16 protein-coding genes and 2 pseudogenes are annotated in these 20,068 nt (G+C 61.0%); 7 read left to right on the forward strand and 11 right to left on the reverse strand.

Features of this window, described 5'->3' with window-relative positions; all coding sequences use genetic code 11:
• The 3 genes and pseudogenes from B9A31_RS21320 to B9A31_RS21330 form a co-directional block, all read left to right on the forward strand.
• Positions 1-1,316, forward strand: a pseudogene (locus B9A31_RS21320) (hypothetical protein); the annotation flags it as partial.
• On the forward strand, positions 1,313-2,128 hold the full coding sequence (locus B9A31_RS27575) for a DUF6708 domain-containing protein (protein ID WP_256576277.1): 816 nt from the start codon (positions 1,313-1,315) through the stop codon (positions 2,126-2,128). The pseudogene B9A31_RS21320 and the gene B9A31_RS27575, both read left to right, overlap by 4 nt.
• Complete coding sequence (locus B9A31_RS21330) at positions 2,125-2,379, forward strand: PAAR domain-containing protein (protein WP_025754191.1); 255 nt, start codon at positions 2,125-2,127, stop codon at positions 2,377-2,379. Before B9A31_RS27575 ends, B9A31_RS21330 begins: the two co-directional genes overlap by 4 nt.
• Here B9A31_RS21330 and B9A31_RS21335 read toward each other — a convergent pair.
• Both B9A31_RS21335 and B9A31_RS21340 read right to left on the reverse strand, forming a co-directional pair.
• Complete coding sequence (locus tag B9A31_RS21335; protein ID WP_025754190.1) at positions 2,334-3,221, reverse strand: TIGR03915 family putative DNA repair protein; 888 nt, start codon at positions 3,219-3,221, stop codon at positions 2,334-2,336. The genes B9A31_RS21330 and B9A31_RS21335 overlap by 46 nt on opposite strands.
• On the reverse strand, positions 3,212-4,432 hold the full coding sequence (locus B9A31_RS21340; protein ID WP_019096772.1) for a putative DNA modification/repair radical SAM protein: 1,221 nt from the start codon (positions 4,430-4,432) through the stop codon (positions 3,212-3,214). The genes B9A31_RS21335 and B9A31_RS21340 overlap by 10 nt, the downstream gene beginning before the upstream one ends.
• A gap of 151 nt (positions 4,433-4,583) precedes the next feature.
• Here B9A31_RS21340 and mqo point away from each other — a divergent pair, with 151 nt between their 5' ends.
• Positions 4,584-6,161 carry a malate dehydrogenase (quinone) gene (gene mqo / locus B9A31_RS21345; protein ID WP_025754189.1) on the forward strand — a complete coding sequence of 526 codons (1,578 nt, stop codon included), beginning with the start codon at positions 4,584-4,586 and terminating at the stop codon, positions 6,159-6,161.
• A gap of 47 nt (positions 6,162-6,208) precedes the next feature.
• On the opposite strand, the pseudogene B9A31_RS21350 reads toward mqo, so the two are convergent.
• Together B9A31_RS21350 and B9A31_RS21355 are read right to left on the reverse strand one after the other, a co-directional pair.
• Positions 6,209-7,534 (reverse strand): annotated as a pseudogene (locus B9A31_RS21350) (UDP-glucose/GDP-mannose dehydrogenase family protein); the annotation flags it as partial.
• A gap of 48 nt (positions 7,535-7,582) precedes the next feature.
• A complete protein-coding gene (locus B9A31_RS21355; RefSeq protein ID WP_084297336.1) occupies positions 7,583-8,518 on the reverse strand; it encodes a LysR family transcriptional regulator in 936 nt (311 codons plus the stop codon).
• A 109-nt stretch (positions 8,519-8,627) separates the two neighbouring features.
• Between B9A31_RS21355 and B9A31_RS21360 the strand changes: the two genes are divergently transcribed.
• Both B9A31_RS21360 and B9A31_RS21365 read left to right on the forward strand, forming a co-directional pair.
• The gene (locus B9A31_RS21360; RefSeq protein ID WP_025754187.1) at positions 8,628-9,491 is read left to right on the forward strand and encodes a type 1 glutamine amidotransferase domain-containing protein; all 864 of its coding nucleotides are present in this window, start codon (positions 8,628-8,630) and stop codon (positions 9,489-9,491) included.
• 119 nt (positions 9,492-9,610) lie between these two features.
• Complete coding sequence (locus tag B9A31_RS21365; protein ID WP_019096777.1) at positions 9,611-10,657, forward strand: class I SAM-dependent methyltransferase; 1,047 nt, start codon at positions 9,611-9,613, stop codon at positions 10,655-10,657.
• Between the two features lie 56 nt (positions 10,658-10,713).
• Here the strand turns inward: B9A31_RS21365 and B9A31_RS21370 are convergent, their stop codons facing one another.
• From B9A31_RS21370 to yghU, 6 genes are all read right to left on the reverse strand, one after another.
• Positions 10,714-11,958, reverse strand: coding sequence for a saccharopine dehydrogenase family protein (locus B9A31_RS21370; protein ID WP_016394970.1), 1,245 nt, complete (start codon positions 11,956-11,958; stop codon positions 10,714-10,716).
• Positions 11,959-11,991: 33 nt separating this feature from the next.
• On the reverse strand, positions 11,992-13,089 hold the full coding sequence (nspC, locus tag B9A31_RS21375; protein ID WP_016715639.1) for a carboxynorspermidine decarboxylase: 1,098 nt from the start codon (positions 13,087-13,089) through the stop codon (positions 11,992-11,994).
• A 187-nt stretch (positions 13,090-13,276) separates the two neighbouring features.
• Positions 13,277-14,194, reverse strand: a complete 918-nt coding sequence (locus tag B9A31_RS21380) for a pyridoxal-phosphate dependent enzyme (protein ID WP_084297337.1) — start codon at positions 14,192-14,194, stop codon at positions 13,277-13,279.
• Positions 14,191-14,865: a helix-turn-helix transcriptional regulator gene (locus B9A31_RS21385; protein WP_084297338.1), complete on the reverse strand. Its 675-nt coding sequence runs from the start codon at positions 14,863-14,865 to the stop codon at positions 14,191-14,193. Before B9A31_RS21385 ends, B9A31_RS21380 begins: the two co-directional genes overlap by 4 nt.
• Positions 14,866-14,949: 84 nt before the next feature.
• Positions 14,950-16,653, reverse strand: coding sequence for an amidase (locus tag B9A31_RS21390; protein ID WP_025754184.1), 1,704 nt, complete (start codon positions 16,651-16,653; stop codon positions 14,950-14,952).
• 140 nt (positions 16,654-16,793) lie between these two features.
• Positions 16,794-17,633, reverse strand: coding sequence for a glutathione-dependent disulfide-bond oxidoreductase (yghU, locus tag B9A31_RS21395; protein ID WP_019097584.1), 840 nt, complete (start codon positions 17,631-17,633; stop codon positions 16,794-16,796).
• Between the two features lie 200 nt (positions 17,634-17,833).
• On the opposite strand from yghU, the gene B9A31_RS21400 reads away from it, so the two are divergent.
• Positions 17,834-18,880 carry an alpha/beta hydrolase family protein gene (locus B9A31_RS21400; RefSeq protein WP_027609382.1) on the forward strand — a complete coding sequence of 349 codons (1,047 nt, stop codon included), beginning with the start codon at positions 17,834-17,836 and terminating at the stop codon, positions 18,878-18,880.
• On the opposite strand, the gene B9A31_RS21405 is transcribed toward B9A31_RS21400, so the two are convergent.
• A complete protein-coding gene (locus B9A31_RS21405) occupies positions 18,842-20,035 on the reverse strand; it encodes an MFS transporter (protein ID WP_019097582.1) in 1,194 nt (397 codons plus the stop codon). The genes B9A31_RS21400 and B9A31_RS21405 overlap by 39 nt on opposite strands.
• Between the last annotated feature and the right edge of the window lie 33 nt (positions 20,036-20,068).

The raw sequence follows: 20,068 nt of genomic DNA on the forward strand, positions 1-20,068 counted from the left end.
CCAGCATGAAGGTGACCCAGGCGAGCAGTGCGGCACAGATTGCCTTGGTGGATATCTCGGTGGCGGCGGGGACGCTGGAGGCGAATGCGCGCAAGGTGTTGGAGGAAGTGCGCATTACTTCGCAGCAGGCGGCGCAGTTGGTGCGAACTGGCTTTAGCGGCTTGCGGGGTGTGGCAGGCAGTTGGGAAGTATTGCTCGCGATAGGCGGGTTGTATTTGCAACACGACAGCCTGAGCAGAAACCAGGATAAAGCAGAAACCGAGATTGGGCCCAAGGCACATGAGGCCAAGCTGGCGCTGCAAGGGTCGCAATTGGGATTGCTGGGAGGGCAAATTGAGCTGGTTGGGCTCGTGATGAAGTCAAGTGCTGGCCGAATGGGTATATCGGGGATTAAGGGAGCTTCGGGCGTTTCGTTAATGAAATTAGGTGCCATGGTAAGTGCAATGGCTGGAATATTTGATACGGCACAAGCATTTGTCGCGTCAGAGCGCGCTTCGGCAAAAGGAGATGACAGAGCAGGGAGGATATATTTTAGCGCAGGTTTTGTATATGGTTTCTCAACCGGGCTATTTGCCTACGCAGCGTTTGATACTTTTTTATTAGGACCTTTGGGTCTAGCTATAGCGCTGGCACTCACAGCCTACGCACTTGGCAAGTGGGCTGAAGGAAATGAATCTACCGCATTGGAGCTTTGGGCTCGGCGATGCTATTTTGGAAAGGCTAATGAAAAGTCGGCAGTGCATTGGCGCGTTCCCGAGTATGCAGACATTGCATTTGCGGAGCTTAATGCAGCTACGCTCGGCGTCCAAGCGGCGGTGGATTTTGAATCCAAGCGCACAAGCGATTCGACAGCTTCCAAAATAGGAGGTTTGGTAAGCTTGGAGCTAGAACATAAAATTAGGTTTCAAGTTGTACTTCCTGCGTTCAGTGATGAGCGCTCGGCCTTTCGCTGGACCCTGGTTGTGCATCGTTACGGTGACGGAAAGTTCCCCGATTTCAATGGCGGTGAGACCCTGCTTATCGATGAGTATCAAGCTCTCCCAGTCGATGCTCTGAATAAGACTCAATTATTCTCTGAATTTTCCAAGCCGAAAAATCCAGACTATAAACCTGATTTTTCAGTGAAGAGAAAGAGAAGGTCGTCGGGGTCAGAGCGTCAGGCTATGTCTTGGATGGAAATCACAGGCGCTGTAGAACTCATGGCAGCTATTGGGTTACATACTATTCGTGCAGTGACGTTACTTGTAATGTACTGGCCAGATAAAGCACTATCGGAGGCTTATGCTGAGGTTTGCGTCCAAGAGGAGAACGAATGATGGTTAGATCCAAGGGGCTTTGGAAGCGCGCCATGTGCTGGAGCTATGATCTTCCCCAAGTCAGTTCGCAAGCGGTTCCGTGCTTTAATTTAGATAATATAAATCCATCACCAAACTATTTGGATGATGTGTATCTAGAGCTCTCTCGATCTACGGTCGGTTTGCGTGGTGTTGCAGTTCTTCTTGGGGTTCCAGGCTTGGTGATATCGGTTTTGGCGCTTATCTCTTTGTATTGGGATATGTTTCATATTAGTTGGTCGCGTGACTGGCATGTTGCTCTTGTTATGATTCTGGCACCTTTGGTCGGCGTGTGGGCTGTTGCAGCTATTGTAAAGATTGACTTGACGCTCCCAAGAGACGAGCCAATACGTTTCAACCGCCATCGGAGAAAGATATATCTCTATCAATATAAATTCCATTACATCTACCTGTTCAGCCATAAGCACTGGGGCGTCAAACCAATCGCCTACGATTGGGACGACGTGACAGCCGAGGTCTACCGCGTCTACGCCCCCGGCCATGGCGGTGTTATCGAAAACGTAAAGCTGTCTGTCCGCAACCCGGAAACCAACGAAGTCATTGACCGGGTGGTGTTCACCTCCAACCTATATCGAGGTGAAGCCTACTGGGCCATCGCCCGTCTGTTCATGCAACAAGGCCCCGAAGCCTTGCCAAAATTCGTGCACCCACCCCGCGACTGGAACGACGACGACGGCCTCAGCCACATGCATTGCTTGGCCCCAAAGGTTGTGTGGCCAGCAGACATTGACCGTGAATCCCGTACAGCACCGTCTGAAGGAGAAACCCAATGAACCCGGTTGTACTTGTAGGCCACCGACATGAATGCCCGCTGCATGGCGTCAATCAGGTAGAGAGCGGCAGTGCCACCTATACCTTCAACGGCAGGGCAGTTGCGAGGGTAGGTGACCGCACCACGTGTGGTGCGGTTATCGAGAGTGGGGCAGAGCATTTCCTGATCGAAGGCGCGGCGGTGGCGCGCAAAGGCGACCGAACGGATCATGGCGGTGTGCTGGATGAGGGCGATGTCGGGTGGTTGCTGTAGGACTGTGTGGGTTTACTGATCTGTTTGCCGGCCTGGGAGGCCACTTCAAGGGCTTGGCCGTCCCGTTGCTTGCCTTGGCGAGCAAGGCCTTCAAGCTGCGGTATCAGCATGCCTTCCGGCAAATGCCGCCAGAAACGCCCGGGCATGTGCAGGCGCAAGGCATCCGGGTTGAGGCGGGCAGGGTTGAAGGTATGGCGATAATAGGTGCGCCACAGTTCGGCGCCAGGGTCGTCGGCGTTGCGTGCCCATTGCTGCCAATCCTCAGGGCAATGGCGTTGGTAATCGAACTGCTGGCCGTCAAAGCGAATGCCATCCTGTGGGGTGGCGATCAACCAGCGTAAACGCCCCAGACGGTCGGCAAAATGGGGGCTGGCACTTTCCAGAACGTCATGCGCCGGTTCGTGATAAGCCACCAGATCAAGTTGCAGGCGATCGGCCAACGCCTCTGGCAGCGGTACGAAGCGCACAAAGGCATGCAGGTGATGCGCCTCCCGGGTGACTTGCTTGATGCGCCGTTGCAACTCACTGCCCAATCGGTCACCTGCCAGCATCGCCGTGCGGTCGCCATGGGCAACACGCCAGAGCACTTCATACAGCAGGTTCCAGCGCTGTTCGCCACGATAACGGGCAGCCTGCTCCAACTGGCTCAGCAGCACGGCCGGGACTTTGGCACGAAAGGGGCCTGGGCCTTCCGGGGGCGCTGCCGGTGCTGCCAGCAGGTCGGCCATCGGGCCTTGCGACCAGGTGACCTCGGCGGGGTCGATGCCATGCCCCAGCAACACCCGGGCCTGATCCCGCCAAGTGGCGAACTGGTCATCACAATCGAGCGCGATCATCCCCACAACCCCATCTGCACGGGCGCCTGCGGCTCACGCAAACGCGCCCTTAGCAGGCCGCTGCGCAGCTCGGCCTGGGCCGGGCGATAATCGCTGGTGACGATGAACGGCCGTGCCTTGTCCAGCACGCAGCGCAGCTGAATGAGGTCGTCATAGCGAATGCGCCGCTCTCGGCGCAGTGCGACCAGGCGTTGCACGCTACGCAGGCCAATGCCGGGAATACGCGCCAGCAGCGCGGGCTCGGCGCGGTTCACGTCCAGCGGGAATACCTCCCGGTTGGCCAGCGCCCAGGCCAGCTTTGGGTCGATGTCCAGCGCCAGGTTGCCGCTCTGGCCCAGCAGTTCACCCGCCTTGTAGCCGTAGCCACGCAGCAGGAAGTCGGCCTGGTACAGGCGGTGCTCGCGCAGTAGCGGCGGGGCAGCCAAGGGTACGCTGCCCGGGCTGTCTGGGATCGGGCTGAACGCAGAGTAATACACGCGTTTGAGGCCATAGCCTTGATACAGCGACTCGGCATTGCGCAGCAGGGTGCTGTCGTCGGTGCTGTCGGCACCGACGATCACTTGGGTGCTTTGGCCGGCAGGGGTGAAGCGCGGGGCTTTGGGTTCGTTGGCCACCGCTTGCTGGCCCAGGTGAATCACGCCCATTGCCTGGCGGATGGTATGCGCCTGTTTTTCCGGTGCCAGGCGCTTGAGGCTGGCGTCGGTGGGCAGCTCGATGTTGACGCTGAGTCGGTCGGCCAGGCGGCCGGCTTCTTCGATCAGCAGGGGGTCGGCATCCGGGATGGTCTTGAGGTGAATGTAACCGCGGAAGTTGTGTTCTTCGCGCAGCAACCGGGCTACGCGGATCAACTGCTCCATGGTGTAGTCCGCCGAGCGGATGATGCCGGAGCTAAGGAACAGGCCGCTGATGCAGTTCCGCCGGTAGAAGTCCAGCGTCAGGCGGACCACCTCTTCGGGGGAAAAGCGCGCGCGAGGTACGTTGCTGGAGCGGCGGTTGACGCAGTACTGGCAGTCGTACAGGCAGAAGTTGGTCAATAGCACCTTGAGCAGCGAGACGCAGCGGCCGTCGGGGGTGTAGCTGTGGCAGATGCCCATGCCGTTGGTGGCGCCCAGGCCATCACCGCCGCGTGAATTACGCTTGGGCGCGCCGCTGCTGGCGCAGGAGGCGTCGTACTTGGCGGCGTCGGCGAGGATGCCGAGTTTGGCGATGAGCTGCATGTGACTGACTCGCGATACTGAATATTCATACAGTATTTTGAGAATTCATGAATTGCAAGGGGCACGAAGCTCCGCCTTGAACATACCCGAGTAAATCCATCAGCTAAGCTTGTGCCGGACTAACGGACAGCAACGAGGCACGGGAGAGGTTATGAAGATCACCATCAAGCCGGAACTGGCGCTGGCCGGGCTGGCGCTGGCATTGAGCATGCTCAATGCCCAGGCAGCGGAAACCAGAAAGGTGGACGTGATGCTGGTGGGCGGCGGCATCATGAGTTCCACGCTGGCCGTTTGGCTCAACGAGCTGGAGCCAGGCTGGTCGATGGAGATGGTCGAGCGCCTGGACAAGGTGGCCGAAGAAAGTTCCAACGGCTGGAACAACGCCGGCACCGGCCACTCGGCCTTGGCCGAACTCAACTACACGCCGGAAAAAGACGGCAAGATCGACATCAGCAAAGCCGTGGAGATCAACGAGTCGTTCCAGGTCACCCGCCAGTTCCTCGCCTGGCAGGTGAAGCAGGGCGTGTTGAAGAACCCGCATTCCTTCATCAATACCACGCCGCACATGAGCTTCGTGTGGGGGGACGACAACATCCGCTTCCTGAAAAAGCGCTATGAGGCGCTGCAGGCCAGCCCGTTGTTCAAGCCCATGCAGTACTCCGAAGACCACGAGCAGATCCGCAAGTGGGTGCCGTTGATGATGGAAGGGCGCGATCCCAACCAGAAACTGGCCGTGACCTGGACGCCAATCGGCACCGATGTGAATTTTGGCGAGATCACCCGGCAGTACGTGGGTTACCTGCAGACTCGGCCCAACTTCGACCTCAAACTGTCCACCGAGGTGCAGGACATTACCCGCAACGGTGATGGCTCCTGGCATGTCGAATACAAGAACCTGAAAGACGGCAGCAAGGCGGCCACTGACGCCAGGTTCCTGTTCATTGGTGCCGGTGGTGCGGCGTTACCGCTGCTGCAGAAGTCGGGTATCGACGAAGCCAAGGACTATGCCGGCTTCCCGGTCGGCGGCTCGTTCCTGGTCACCGACAACCCGGCCATCGCCCAGCGCCACATGGCCAAGGCCTATGGCATTGCCGCGACCGGTGCACCGCCGATGTCGGTGCCGCACCTGGACACCCGGGTGCTCGATGGCAAGCGGATGATTCTGTTCGGGCCGTTCGCCACGTTCTCGACCAAGTTCCTCAAACAGGGCTCGCTGCTTGACCTGCTTGCCAGTACCAGTGTGCACAACGCCTGGCCGATGGTGCGGGTGGGCGTACGCGAGTTTGACCTGGTGCAGTACCTGATCGGCCAGGTGCTGCAATCCGACAATGACCGCTTCGAAGCGCTGCGCACCTACTTCCCCGGGGCGAAGAAGGAAGACTGGCGGCTGTGGCAGGCCGGCCAGCGGGTGCAGATCATCAAGAAGGACGAAGCATTGGGTGGCGTGCTCAAGCTCGGTACCGAGGTGGTGACATCCAAGGACGGCAGTATCGCCGGCTTGCTGGGGGCTTCGCCGGGTGCCTCGACCGCACCACCCATCATGCTCGATGTGCTGAACAAGGTGTTCAAGGACAAGGTGGCAACGCCGGAATGGCAGGCCAAGATCAAGCAGATCATCCCGTCCTATGGCATTCGCCTCAATGACCACCCGGACCAGGTACAGAAGGAATGGGCATACACCAATGAGGTGCTGCAGCTCAATCCGCCAGGCAGTAATGCTGCACCGTAAGTGGCTATGGCCGGCTGCTTGAAAGCGGCCGGCCAAGGTTCACTGCTGGCTGGCGGCACTTGGCCACGTCCAATACCGTAGTATGTCAGGCCTGCAGAGGCCATGTGGTCAGGCTCGTAAAGGTTGCGGCCATCGAATACCACTCGGTCTGCAAGCAATTGGGGCACCGTCTCCAGGTTGAGCACACGGTAGTCTTGCCATTCCGTCACGATCACCAAGGCATCAGCGCCTTGCAGGGCAGCTTCCTTGGAAGGCACAAGCTGCAGGTCGGCGCGTGGGCCGTAATGCCGCAGAATTTCCGGCATCGCCTGAGGGTCGTGCGCCTGTACTCGTGCCCCGGCAGCCCACAGCGCCTCAAGTACCACCCGGCTGGAGGCTTCGCGAATGTCGTTGGTATTGGGCTTGAACGACAGTCCCCACAACGCAAAGACCTTGCCACGCAGTCCGCGTGAGTAGTGACGCTGGATCTTGTTGAACAGCCGGCCTTTTTGCTGTTCGTTGATCGACTCTACCGCGCGCAGCAGCTGCGGCTCGAAGCCTTCGGCTTCGGCGCTGCGGCGCAGGGCTTGCAGATCCTTGGGGAAGCACGAACCGCCGAAACCGCAGCCGGCGTAGATGAAGTCGTAGCCAATGCGCGAGTCTGAGCCGATCCCGCGACGTACCATTTCGATGTCGGCACCTAAATGCTCGGCCAGATTGGCGATTTCGTTCATGAAGGAAATCTTGGTGGCCAGCATGCAGTTGGCTGCGTATTTACTGAGCTCGGCGCTACGCGCATCCATGACCATGAATTTTTCGCGATTTCGGTTGAACGGCAGGTATAGCTCGCGCAGCAACTCTACCTCGGCTGGCGTGGCGCCACCGATAATGATGCGCTCCGGGCGCATGCAATCGTCCACGGCCGAGCCTTCCTTGAGGAATTCGGGATTACTGATTACCTGAAAGCGGTTGGTGTCGGCCACAGCCTGTGCAATACGCTCCTTTATACGGTGCACGGTGCCAACTGGCGCGGTAGATTTGTTGACGATTAACTTGGCACCTTCGGCATGTTTGAGAATGTTGTCGACCACGGTGAAAACCTGTTTCAGGTCAGCACTGCCGTCGGCCTGTGCAGGGGTTCCGACCGCGATAAACAGCACCGTTGCGAAATTGGTGGCTTCGTCGGTATCGGTGGTGAAGCGCAGGCGTCCGCAGGCCAGGTTTTTTTCCAGCATCGGTGCAAGGCCTGGCTCGAAGATAGGGCAATGGCCTCCATTGAGTGTGGCGACACGCTCGGCGTCGACGTCCATGCACAACACCGAATGTCCCACATGGGCCAGGCACGCTGCCTGGGTGAGGCCGACATAGCCAGTACCGAAAACCGTGACTTTCATCTGACAGCTCCTTGGCAAGAACGCTGACGAAAAATGTCACAGTGGTATTTAGATTTTGTTACCTGAACGGGCTGCTACTTCCTGCGCGACTGCCCATAGTTGCTGGCGGAACCACTGGCGCAAGGGATCGGCATGGGTGCGTTCGTGCCAGATCTGCATTACCTCGATTGCAGGCAGTACCAGCGGAAGTGGGTACATGAGCAGGTCGTCATCACGTTTGACTGCTTCAATAGCCAGCGAGCGCAGGCAGGTAAGCAGAAGGTCTGTGCCTTGTATCATGCGCATGGGGGCTATGAAACTCGACAGGCCTGCCACTACTCGCCTGTGCTTTCCTTGGGCGCGCAAGGCGCGGTCGACCAAACCATCAAGGTCGCCGGTGAGGGTGGTGAGCAGGTGGTCGCATGCCAGGAAGGTGTTGAGGTCCAGGCCATTTCCAAGGCGAGGATGACTGCGAGAGGCCAGTACTACGAAGTCATCGCTGAGCAGGCGCTGCTGGTGGAAGCTATCCGCCAGGTCAGTGAAGAATCCGGCGACGGCAAGGTCGCAAGTACCTTTCTCCAAGGCTTCCCGCGGGAGCTGGCCACGGGTGTTATGGGTGACCAGTGTCAAGTTTGGCGCCTGGTTACGCAGGATCGGGAGCAGCCCAGGTAATAGCGTCTGCTCTACATAATCAGTGCTGTACAGGTGCAGGCGGGCAGGGCGTAAAAGAAAATCCTGCCCTTCGCAGCGTTCGTAGAAACTTTCCAGGCCCATGATCAAGCGCTCGACTTCGGCAGCCAATTCGTGAGCGCGTGGCGTGGGCGTCAAGCCCCTCGGGGCGCGTATGAACAATGGATCACCGAACTGATGGCGCAGCTTGTTGAGCTTGTGACTGAGTGCAGGCTGGCTCAGGGCCATGCGCTGCGCGGCGAGGGTGAGGTTGCGCTCTTGATAAAGCACATGAAACAGATGCAGCAGATTGAGATCCTTGCGGGTGATATTCATTTTATGGATCACAGGTATGCGAGCATTCGAATTATCGAATTCTAGCCTGGTCGTTAGGATGTGCCCATCCCGCCAATGTTAGACGGCGCTTAGATCAGGAGATTGATGCATGACCAGGCTGTCCTCGCTTGCCCTCACTATTGCCACCGCCTTACTGACCAGTGGCGCCCATGGCTCGTCCAAGGGTGAAGTTCTTGTGCTGCTCTCCAGCGAGAACCAACTGGCGCTACAGGACGGCAAGCCCTATTCCACCGGCTATTACCTCAATGAGTTCGGCGTGCCTGCCGACCAGTTGCTCCAGGCCGGTTACACGGTGGTGCTGGTGACTCCCAAGGGTAACGCCCCGAGCGTTGACCCACTTTCGATCGATCCTCAGTACTTTGCGGGTGATGCGAGCGAAATGCGGAGGATCGAGAAGGTGGTCCAAGGCTTGGCGGACATTGGCGATACCTTGTCGGTGAAAGAGGTGCTCGCCAGTGACATGGGGCGGTACGCCGGTTTGTTCATTCCCGGCGGCCACGCCCCCTTGATCGACCTGGCCAACAACCCGGACGTCGGTGCCTTGCTGCGGCATTTTCATGAGGCTGGCAAGCCTACGGCCGCTATTTGTCATGGCCCCATCGCCTTGCTCTCGGCGCAGCGGGACCCGGGAAGCTATCAACGGATGTTGGCTCGTGGTGAAACACCGGCCGCCACCGACTGGTTGTACAAGGGGTACAGGATGACTATTTTCTCCGACCCGGAAGAGCAAGTGTTCGAAGGTTCGCTCAAGGGCCAGCGGCTGTTGTTCTACCCGGCCAAGGCCATGGCGACGGCCGGTGGCGATATGGCTTACGCCAAGGCCTGGCAGCCCAATGTGGTAGTGGACCGCGAACTGATCACGGGGCAAAACCCATTTTCGGACAAGCTGCTGGCCAAAGCGCTACTGGAAAAGCTTACTGAGCAGGCCCAAGGCGCTGAGCAAGCCAACTAGACTTACACAGGGTCTGTTTTGCGAGCGTTATGGCAGGCCCATCCAATAACCCCGACCACCGCCTCCCCGGAGCGGATGTCCCTCGCTGGCGATGGCCTTCTTGCAGAGGAGGGCAGGTCATGGACGAGGCAAGGCTTCATGATTTCATGGGCAAGCTGGTGGGCGACATGGGCGCCGCAGCGACGCTGGCAAATGTCATCCTGGGTGACGAGCTGGGCCTGTACCGGGCCCTGGCCGACAGCCAGCCGACCACGCCCGAGGCGCTGGCGGCCAAAACCGGCTGCCACCCTCGGTTGGTGCGCGAATGGCTGAACGCCCAGGCGGCATCGGGCTACATGACGCACGACAAGGGCCTTTTTGTGTTGCCCGAAGAGCAGGCCATGGCTTTGGCGCTGGAGGACTCCCCGGCTTACATGGCGGGTGGTGCTGCAGTGATCGCGGCATTGTTCCATGACAAGGACAAGCTGGTCGCGGCCATGCGCGGCGATGGCGGGCTGGCCTGGGGCGACCACCACCCGTGCATGTTCAGCGGTACCGAACGGTTCTTCCGGCCGGGTTATCGGACGTTCCTGGTGGCTGAGTGGCTGCCGGCGCTGGAGGGTGTGGTGGCCAAACTGCAGGCGGGCGCCAAGGTGGCGGATGTGGGGTGTGGGCACGGCGCCTCCACGCTGGTCATGGCCCAGGCATTTCCGGCGTCGACTTTTGTAGGTTATGACTACCACGGTCCCTCTATCACCACCGCCAACGAACGGGCGCGCGAAGCGGGGCTGTCGGAGCGGGTGAATTTCCAGCAGGCAAGTGCCAAGGATTACCCGGGGCATGACCATGACCTGGTGTGCTTTTTCGACTGCCTGCACGACATGGGCGACCCGGTGGGGGCCGCCAGGCACGCCTACCGTGCATTGAAGCCTGACGGTACGGTGATGCTGGTAGAGCCTTATGCCGAGGATTCGCTGGACGGCAACCTGAACCCGGTCGGGCGGTTGTTTTATGCCGCGTCGACATTTATCTGCACGCCGAATTCGTTGTCGCAGGAAGTGGGCTTGGGGCTGGGCGCGCAGGCCGGGGAGGGGCGGTTGCGGGCGGTGTTCGAAGCGGCGGGGTTCAGCCGGTTCCGGCGGGCGACGCAAACGCCGTTCAACCTGATTCTGGAGGCCCGGAAGTAGAGGCCTGGCCTGGAAAAGCAGAAGGGGCGCCATGTGGCACCCCTTCTGTTTGCTACTTAGGCTTCAGCGTCCCAGGGACGATCGCCTTTTTCATCTTTAACGCGGGTCGGCAGGCCCATCACGTCCAGCGCCTTGAGGAACGGCTCGGCTGGCAGCTCCTCGACGTTGACCATGCGCTTGGCATCCCACTCGCCACGAGCTACCAGCAGGGCGGCAGCCACTGGCGGTACGCCGGCAGTGTAGGAAATACCCTGGCTGTCGGTTTCGGCGTAGGCCTCTTCGTGGTCAGCCACGTTGTAGATGAACACTTCGCGCGGCTGGCCATCCTTGGTGCCTTTGACCAGGTCACCGATGCAGGTCTTGCCGGTGTAGCCTGGGGCCAGCGAGGCTGGGTCCGGCAGTACGGCCTTGACCACTTTCAGCGGTACCACTTCCAGGCCTTCGGCGGTTTTCACCGGTTGCTCGCTGAGCAGGCCCAGGTTTTTCAGCACGGTGAACACGTTGATGTAGTGCTCGCCGAAGCTCATCCAGAAACGCACGTTCGGCACGTTGAGGTTCTTCGAGATCGAGTGAACTTCATCGTGACCGGTCAGGTACAGGTTTTGCGAACCTACCACCGGCAGGTCGTCAGTACGCTTGACCTCGAACATGGTGTTGCTGGTCCACTGGCTGTTCTGCCAGCTCCACACTTGCCCGGTAAACTCGCGGAAGTTGATTTCCGGGTCGAAGTTGGTGGCAAAGTACTTGCCATGCGAACCGGCATTGACGTCGAGAATGTCGATCGAATCAATGCTGTCGAAATACTGCTGCTGCGCCAGTTTGGCGTAGCTGTTCACCACACCCGGGTCGAAACCGACGCCGAGAATGGCAGTGATGTTCTTTTGTTGGCACTCTTCGAGGTGTTTCCACTCGTAGTTGCCGTACCACGGCGGGGTTTCGCAGATCTTGCCCGGCTCTTCGTGGATGGCGGTGTCCAGGTAGGCGACACCGGTATCGATGCAGGCGCGCAGCACCGACATGTTGAGGAAGGCGGACCCCACGTTGATCACGATCTGCGATTCGGTTTCGCGGATCAGTGCCTTGGTTGCCTCGACATCGAGGGCGTTGAGCGAGAAGGCCTGGATGTCGGCGGGTACCTTGAGGCTACCCTTGGCCTTGACGCTGTCGATGATGGCCTGGCATTTGGAGATGTTCCGTGACGCGATAGCGATACGACCCAGTTCGTCGTTATGCTGCGCGCACTTGTGGGCCACCACCTTGGCGACACCTCCTGCACCAATGATAAGAACGTTCTTCTTCAATTTACCCTTTGCTCCTTACTTGAGTAGCCAGTCTTACGACAGGCTGGAAACGTAGTCTTCGAAACCGAACTCGCGGACGACTTCGACGCTGCCGTCGAGTTGCTTGACCACGATGGAAGGCATTTTCAGACCGTTGAACCAGTTTTTCTTGACCATGGTGTAACCCGCCGTGTCGACGAACGACAGGCGATCACCAATGGCCAACGGACGATCGAATTGGTACTCGCCGAAAATGTCGCCGGCCAGGCACGACTTGCCGCAGACCATGTAGGTGTGCTCGCCGTCATTCGGGGCCATCTTGGCGTTGAGGCGGTAGATCAGCAGGTCGAGCAGGTGCGCTTCGATGGAGCTGTCGACCACGGCCAGGTGCTTGCCGTTGTACAGGGTGTCGAGCACGGTCACTTCCAGCGAGGCGCTGTTGGTGATGGCCGCTTCGCCCGGCTCCAGGTACACCTGTACGCCGTATTTCTCCGAGAAGGCCTTGAGGCGCGCGCAGAAGGCGTCTACCGCATAGTCTTCACCGGTGAAGTGAATGCCGCCACCCAGGCTGACCCACTCGACCTTGTGCAGCAGGTGGCCGAAGCGTTCTTCGATATGCGTGAGCATCTTGTCGAACAGGCCGAAGTCGCCGTTCTCGCAGTTGTTGTGGAACATGAAGCCGGAGATCTGCTCGATCACCTGTTCGATCTTGGCCGGGTCCCATTCGCCCAGGCGGCTGAACGGGCGCGCCGGGTCGGCCAGCAGGTAGTCGGAGCTGCTGACTTGCGGGTTGACGCGCAGGCCGCGTACTTTGCCTTCGGACTGTTCGGCAAAGCGCTGCAGTTGGCCGATCGAGTTGAAGATGATCTTGTCGCAGTTCTCCAGCATTTCCTCGACCTCATCGTCGGCCCAGGCCACGCTGTAGGCGTGGGTTTCACCGGCGAACTTCTGGCGGCCGAGCTTGAGCTCGAAGAGGGAGGACGAGGTGGTGCCGTCCATGTACTGCTGCATCAGGTCGAACACCGACCAGGTGGCGAAGCACTTGAGGGCAAGCAGCGCCTTGGCACCGGAGTGTTCACGCACGTAGGCGATCTTCTCCATGTTGCTGAGCAGCTTGGTTTTGTCGATGAGGTAATACGGCGTCTTGATCATTTAAAGGCCCCCGGCCAGGCCGGCCAAAAAAAGGACACGCATTGTGCCTTCACTTGCCGCAGACCGAAAGGGTGCGATACGCATTTCGTCAGGGGTGACGCCGTTGCGAGGGCATTTTTCCGGTTGCGGCGGGCTCAGTAGAACAGACGCATGTGACTATCGTAATCACCACCGACAGGTGGCAGCCTCAATCAGCTTGCTGCAACCACGCCTTAATCTGCGCCAGCGTTGCGGTAGCACCGCCACAAACCACCACCAGCACGCTCTGGTATTGCGCCAGTGCGCCCGGCGCATACGCCAATGCCAACGCGGCCCCGCACGCCGGTTCGACCAGCAGGCGATGGTCCAGCAGGAACCGCTCGCAGGCCTCCAGCGCTGCGCGATCGCTGACCAAGTGGCTGTGCACCGCGTGCTGCTGCGCGCAGATCAGCGCCTGATTTGCGACGCGCTTTGCCCCCAGCGACGTTGCCACGGAAGCAATACGCTCCAGTTCAACCGAATGCCCCGCCTGCATGGCCGCATGCAGCGAAGCTGCACCGTTGGTTTCCACTGCCAGCACCGGTACCTCGCCCCACCCGTTGCGCTGCAACCCTTCGACCACGCCGCTGAGCAAGCCGCCGCCACCTACCGACAGCACCACAGCGTCGGGCTTCACGCCGGCTTCGGCCACTTCATCGATCAGGCTGGCATGCCCGGTCCACAACAGCGGGTCGTCAAACGGGTGGATAAAGGCGTCATTCGGGCCGACGAGGGTCTGTGCCAGGGCGTTGGCTTCTTGCCAGGAGCTGCCATGCACCACCACCTTGGCGTCTTCCAGACGCAGCAATTCCTTGGCTCGCTCAGTGGTGGTTTCGGGGACTACTACGGTTACCGGTACGCCCAGCTTGCGCCCGGCGTATGCCACCGCCAGGCCGGCGTTGCCCCCCGAGGACGAGATGAACTGTTTGGCGCCGCGGGCCTGATGCACTTCGCAGGCATGGCCCACCCCGCGCAGCTTGAACGAGCCGCAAGGTTGCAGGGCATCGAGTTTGAGCCAGACATTGCAGCCGGCGGCCAACGACAGCGGTCGGGATTCGATCAGGGGTGTTTGGATATGCAAGGTCATTGGCTGGCTCCGCGCAATTGTTCAAGGTAGTTGTAAATGGTGTAGCGGGTCACGCCGAGGGCACTGGCAGCCTTTTCCACGCCGCCTTTGACGATGAACAAGCCACGCTCCTGCATGACTCGAACAGCCTCGACTTTGGCCTGTTTGTTCATTCGCCCCTGGCCGCTGCGCTGAAGCGAGGCCTGGATGATTTCACTCATCAGCAGTTCCATGTCGGCAGGCTCGCTTACCGCGGGTGTGGCACCCAACGGTTGCAACTGCTGGAGAAAGCTCATGGCTGCGTCCAGGCCGGTGATGTCGGTGTTGACACAGAGGCTGGCGAAGGGGTGGCCGGTGCTGTCTCGAAAGATAGCGGTGGCGCTGCGCAGGGTGCGGCCCTTGAGCGTGGTGGGGTAGTCGGGGAGTACCACGGGCTCGCAGCCGCGCTGATCGGCCGAGGCCTGCATCAATGCTTTGAAGCCTTGGTCCTGTTCCGGGGCTGCAATAATCGGGCTGCCGACGCTACGGCCGGACAGGTGGCCGTTGACGATCGCCACCACGGAGTGCTCCGGGTGGTCGAGGTCGTGCAGGAGGATTTCCATGTTGCGTGCGGCAACGCTACCCAAGGCCTGGATGGCGGCCTTGAGCACAGAGAGGGTGAGGTGGCGTTCTTCGCTGGGGCAGATGGGCATGGCAGATCGCACAATTCAACTTTTTGTGTATTTTTACACATTAAGTTGAATTGTGCGATCTTCGCTGCAAAGCAGCCCCAATAATCAGCTCAGGGCTGGGGTGCGTGGCGGGATCATGCGGCGTGAGCCGGTCGCCTCGAAGGCTGCACCAAAGCTCAACAGCGCATTGTCGCTGTAAGCCCGCCCGGCAAAGGTCAGCCCCACCGGCATGCCGATGTCGGCCATCACGCCCATCGGCACGGTGACGGTTGGCACACCCAGGTGACGGATCGCCAGGTTGCCGTTGGCCACCCAGATACCGTTGCTCCAGGCGATGTCGGCCGAGGCCGGGTTGACATCGGCGTCGGCCGGGCCCACATCGGCAACGGTCGGGAACAGCACCGCGTCCAGGCCCAGATTGTCCATCCAGTCTTCCAGGTCCAGCTTGCGGGTCTTTTCCAGGCCGCGCAGGCCGTCAGGCAGGGTCTCGATCTGGTCCCAGGTTTTCAGACCACGCTTGGCCATGTTGACGTATTCGTCCATGCCGGCAGCCAGGTCGTCTTCACGGTTGGGCAGGGTACCCGGGTCGTGGGGGAAGATCTGTGGGCCATCGACATCGGCCAGGCGGTTGAGCTTGGGGTCGTCGTTGGCGCGCAGGAAGTCGTCGAAGGCCCAGCCCGAAAGCTCCCACAGTTCGTCGTGCAGGAATTCCTTGCTGACAATGCCACGGTTGTAAACAGTCGGGGCACCCGGGCGGTCGCCCTCGCAGTTGGACACCAGCGGGAAGTCCACTTCCAGTACTTCGGCACCGGCCGCTTCCAGGGCCTGGCGCGCCTGCTGCCACAAGGCGATCACCGTGGCGCGGGTGTTGATGCGCTGGCCGGTCGGGCCGCCGATGCCCGGCTTTTCGGAGGTGCCAGCTTCGGCATCCGCATTGATGTACATGCGTGGCACACCAAAGCGCTTGCCTTTGAGGGCACCGGCATCCACGGCCAGATCCAGGTAAGACGCAGGGCGCACCGTCGACGCTGCCGGAATCGGCACCCAAGGCTGCAAGCGCCACAGGTCGCCGCGCTTGTCAGCGTCATCGGCTACCACCACATCGAGGATTTCCAGCAAGTCGGCCATGGTGCGGGCGTAAGGCACCACCACGTCCATGGTCGGGGTCAGCGGCCAGTTGCCACGCACCGAAATCACCCCGCGCGATGGGGTATAGGCGCACAAACCGTTGTTGGACGCCGGGCCACGGCCACTGGACCAGGTTTCTTCAGCCAAGCCGAAGGCGCTGAAGCTGGCGGCGGTGGCGGTGCCGGCACCGTTGGAGGAGCCCGAGGCGAACGGCGCGGTCAGGTAGTTGGCGTTGTACGGGCTTTCGGCGCGGCCATACACGCCGCGCTGCATACCACCGTTGGCCATGGGCGGCATGTTGGTCTTGCCCAGGCACACGGCACCGGCGGCGCGCAGGCGCTCGATGGTGAAGGCGTCGCGCTGGGCGACCAGGTCCTTGAAGGCAGGGCTGCCGGAAGCAGCGGTCAAGCCTTTGACCAGGTAGCTGTCCTTGGCGGTGTAGGGGATGCCGTCCAGCGGGCTCAGCACCTGGCCCTGTGCGCGGCGGGCGTCGGAGGCCTCGGCTTCTTTCAGCGCCTCCGGGTTGCGCACCACCACGGCGTTCAGGGCCGTGGCGGTGTCGGCGCCATCGTAGGCGTCGATACGCGCCAGGTAGGCCTTGACCAGCTCGACCGCCGTCGTGCGGCCCGATTCGAGCGCGTCGCGCAGCTCGGCAATGGAAACCTCGGTTACCTCGATCATGCGTTCACCAAAAAAATGTGCAGGTGGGGGCTAATGCGAGGAGTGTACAAGAAGGGCTTGACGGACGCAGGTTTGCGCGGGGGCAAACGGTTTTATGCAGGCGGGCATTGTTGGGGTCGCGTAGCGACCCCGGCTAGCCCTCAATCCAGGTCCGCCGCGCAATGCCGCTCGGGCACCTGGCTGTCTTCATCTCCCCAGGTCCGGTTCACCCGGGTGCCGCGCTGCACCGCCGGGCGCTGGGCAATTTCTTCGGCCCAGCGCTGCACGTTGGGGTATTCGTCAACCGCCAGGAACTCCGCCGCGCCATACAGGTTGCCGCGCACCAACTGGCCATACCATGGCCACACGGCGATATCGGCAATGCTGTACTCGTCGCCGCCCAGGTAGCGGCTTTCGGCCAGGCGGCGGTCGAGTACATCCAGCTGGCGCTTGGCTTCCATGGTGAAGCGGTTGATGGCGTACTCGTCCTTCTCTGGTGCATACACGTAGAAGTGGCCAAAGCCACCACCCAGGTAAGGCGCTGCGCCCATCTGCCAGAACAACCAGTTCAGGCTTTCGGTGCGTGCAGCCGGCGATTTCGGCAGCAGGGCACCGAACTTGTCCGCCAGATACAGCAAGATCGATCCCGATTCGAACACCCGCACAGGTGGCTCGACACTACGGTCGAGCAGGGCAGGGATCTTCGAGTTGGGGTTTACCTGGACGAAGCCACTGGAGAACTGGTCGCCCTCGCCGATGCGGATCAGCCAGGCATCGTACTCGGCACCGCTGTGGCCCAAAGCAAGCAGCTCTTCAAGGGCAACGGTGACCTTGACGCCATTGGGCGTGGCCAGGGAATACAACTGCAGCGGGTGTTGGCCCTGCGGCAGGTCCTTGTCGTGCGTCGGGCCTGCAACCGGGCGGTTGATGCTGGCGAACTGGCCGCCGGATGCTGCGTCGTTGCGCCAGACCTTAGGTGGCACATAGGCGGGCTTGCTCATGCATGAATCTCCTTCAATGGCGCGAAACGGTCACGTAAAGACGTGGACCTGCATCTATGCCACGGGTTCGATGCCATGCGCAAATGCATAGGGCGCGCACGCCACATGCATGACGACGGTTTCATCCAGTTTTCATGCTGTGCCGGCCAGGCCGGTTCTATGCTGGGCTATCACTTCGCCCTGCAAGGAACCGCCGGCCGATGACCCTTCCACGCTGCATGTTGGCACTGGCCCTGCTCGCCGGCCTGCTGGCCCACGCCGAGGCTGCGCCATGGGTGGCCGGCCTGCACCACATGACACTGGCCGACCCGGTCGATAACCGGCCAATGCAAGCCCTGGCTTTTTATCCGGCCGTTGGGTCAACCCATCGCAGCCGTATAGACGGCTACCCAGTCGAGGTGGCTGAAGAGGCACCCGTTGCCATGGGCCGGTTCCCGTTACTGGTGTTGTCTCACGGCAACACCGGCAGCCCGTTGGCCTTGCATTACCTGGCCACGTCCCTGGCGCGCCAGGGGTTCGTGGTGGTAGCTGTCGTGCACCCGGGGGACAACGCCCGCGACCACACTCGCCTGGGTACCCTGAGCAATCTTTATGGCCGGCCACTGCAAGTCAGCGCTGCCATTGGTGCTGCCCGTGACGATGCATTGCTCGGGCCTTACCTGAATGAAGGCAAGGTCGGTGTGATCGGCTATTCGGCCGGCGGCGAAACCGCGTTGATACTGTCTGGCGCGCGCCCCGACCTGGACCGCCTGCGCCAGTACTGCCTGGAACGTCCGAACGACGCCGACGCCTGCAAAACCCACGGGATTCTGATTGCCGACCGCAGCGAGCTGGCGCCCCAGGCAGACCAGCGGGTGGGGGCGGTGATGCTGATGGCCCCGTTAAGCTTGCTGTTCGGGCGCCATGCCCTGGCCGGAGTGCAGGTACCCGCCCTGATCTACAGCGGAGACAGCGATCAACTGGTGGCCGTGGACCGCAACGCCGAAGCACTGGCCCGCAAACTGCCGGTCACACCGGATTACCGCTTGCTGGCCGGCGCCGGCCACTTTGTGTTCATGGCCCATTGCGACGCCGAGCAATACACGCGAATGCCCGTACTGTGCAAAGATGCCGAGGGCGTGGATCGACGCCATATTCATCATTCGCTGGAGCGCGAAACGGCGGCGTTCTTCAGCCAGGCGCTGGGTGCACCGCAACCGGGCGAGCGGTCAGCCGAGGCGGGCGCGCCGCGACAGCAACAGCGTTAGGCCCACCCCGGCCAGGGCCAACAGGGCCGCCACGCAGAAGATCGAGGCATAGCCGAAGTGCACGGCCACTGCGCCCATTACCGGCCCGGCGATGGCCAAGGCCATGTCAAAGAACACCGCATAGGCGCCTAGCCCCGCGCCACGGCTGCTGCTGGGGACCTGCTTGATTGCCTCTACGCCCAGCGCCGGGTACACCAACGACAGCCCGAAACCGGTAAGCCCAGCGCCGACCAGCGCCCAGGCCGGGGAAGGTGCCAGCCATAACAAGCTCAGGCCAAGCACTTCGGTGGCCATGCAGGCGACCGCCACGTTGTAGCCACCAAAGCGGTTGACCGCATTGACGAACAGCAGCCGCGAAATGATGAAGCACACACCAAACGCACTCAGGCACCAGGCAGCACCGGCCCAGCCGCGCTCCAGGTAGTAGAGGGTGACAAAGGTGGTCAGGGTGCCATAGCCGATCGAGGCGAGGGTCAGGCCCAGGCCACACGGGGCGACACGGCCGAACGCGGACCAGAAGGGCAGGCGCTTGCCGCGCACCACCACCACGTCAGGACGTTTGCGCAGCACCAGCAGGGCAGCCACGGCCAGCACCAGCAAGGCGGGCCCCAGTACGCTGAAGTCCAGCCCGTCCACGGCCAGTACGCCCAAGGGGGCGCCTATCGCGATAGCACCATAAGACGCAATCCCGTTCCACGAGATCACCCTGGCGGTGTGTTCGGGGCCGACCTGGCTGATGCCCCAGCTCAAGGTGGCTACACCAATCAACCCCTGGGCGATGCCCAGCAGCAAACGGCCTGCGAGCAGCAACGCGAGGCTCAGCAGCGGCAGCGTCAGGGTCCAGGCCGACAGCAGGGTCAATACCCCGCAGCTGGCAATCCCCAGCAGGCCGAAGCGGATGGCCCGCTTGCCCCCAAGCGTATCGGCAACGCGCCCGGCAAACGGGCGGCTGAGCAAGGTGGCCAGGTATTGCAGGCCTATGGTCACCCCGGCGATCACCGCGCCAAAGCCCAGCTGGTCGTGCACATAGCCGGGCAGTACCGCAATCGGCAGGCCGATGCAGAGGAAGGCAATGAAGGTGTAGAAAACGATCGACAGGATCTGCAGGGTGATATGCAGGGTATTGCGGGTGGGGGCGGGTTGTTGCGCGGTCATGGGCTCTTTCGCGGGCGGGCGGTTGGGCGTAGT

The sequence above is a fragment of the Pseudomonas sp. URIL14HWK12:I5 genome (assembly GCF_900176445.1).
Classification (GTDB): Bacteria; Pseudomonadota; Gammaproteobacteria; order Pseudomonadales; family Pseudomonadaceae; genus Aquipseudomonas; species Aquipseudomonas monteilii.

Coding starts and splice junctions, on each gene's coding strand:
- B9A31_RS21405 (WP_019097582.1), bottom strand. CDS start 20,035: ATGACCGCGCAACAACCCGCCCCCACCCGCAATACCCTGCATATCACC.
- B9A31_RS21360 (WP_025754187.1), top strand. CDS start 8,628: ATGACCAGGCTGTCCTCGCTTGCCCTCACTATTGCCACCGCCTTACTG.
- B9A31_RS21380 (WP_084297337.1), bottom strand. CDS start 14,194: ATGACCTTGCATATCCAAACACCCCTGATCGAATCCCGACCGCTGTCG.
- B9A31_RS21355 (WP_084297336.1), bottom strand. CDS start 8,518: ATGAATATCACCCGCAAGGATCTCAATCTGCTGCATCTGTTTCATGTG.
- B9A31_RS27575 (WP_256576277.1), top strand. CDS start 1,313: ATGATGGTTAGATCCAAGGGGCTTTGGAAGCGCGCCATGTGCTGGAGC.
- B9A31_RS21400 (WP_027609382.1), top strand. CDS start 17,834: ATGACCCTTCCACGCTGCATGTTGGCACTGGCCCTGCTCGCCGGCCTG.
- B9A31_RS21340 (WP_019096772.1), bottom strand. CDS start 4,432: ATGCAGCTCATCGCCAAACTCGGCATCCTCGCCGACGCCGCCAAGTAC.
- nspC (WP_016715639.1), bottom strand. CDS start 13,089: ATGATCAAGACGCCGTATTACCTCATCGACAAAACCAAGCTGCTCAGC.
- B9A31_RS21330 (WP_025754191.1), top strand. CDS start 2,125: ATGAACCCGGTTGTACTTGTAGGCCACCGACATGAATGCCCGCTGCAT.
- B9A31_RS21390 (WP_025754184.1), bottom strand. CDS start 16,653: ATGATCGAGGTAACCGAGGTTTCCATTGCCGAGCTGCGCGACGCGCTC.
- B9A31_RS21385 (WP_084297338.1), bottom strand. CDS start 14,865: ATGCCCATCTGCCCCAGCGAAGAACGCCACCTCACCCTCTCTGTGCTC.
- mqo (WP_025754189.1), top strand. CDS start 4,584: ATGAAGATCACCATCAAGCCGGAACTGGCGCTGGCCGGGCTGGCGCTG.
- yghU (WP_019097584.1), bottom strand. CDS start 17,633: ATGAGCAAGCCCGCCTATGTGCCACCTAAGGTCTGGCGCAACGACGCA.
- B9A31_RS21365 (WP_019096777.1), top strand. CDS start 9,611: ATGGACGAGGCAAGGCTTCATGATTTCATGGGCAAGCTGGTGGGCGAC.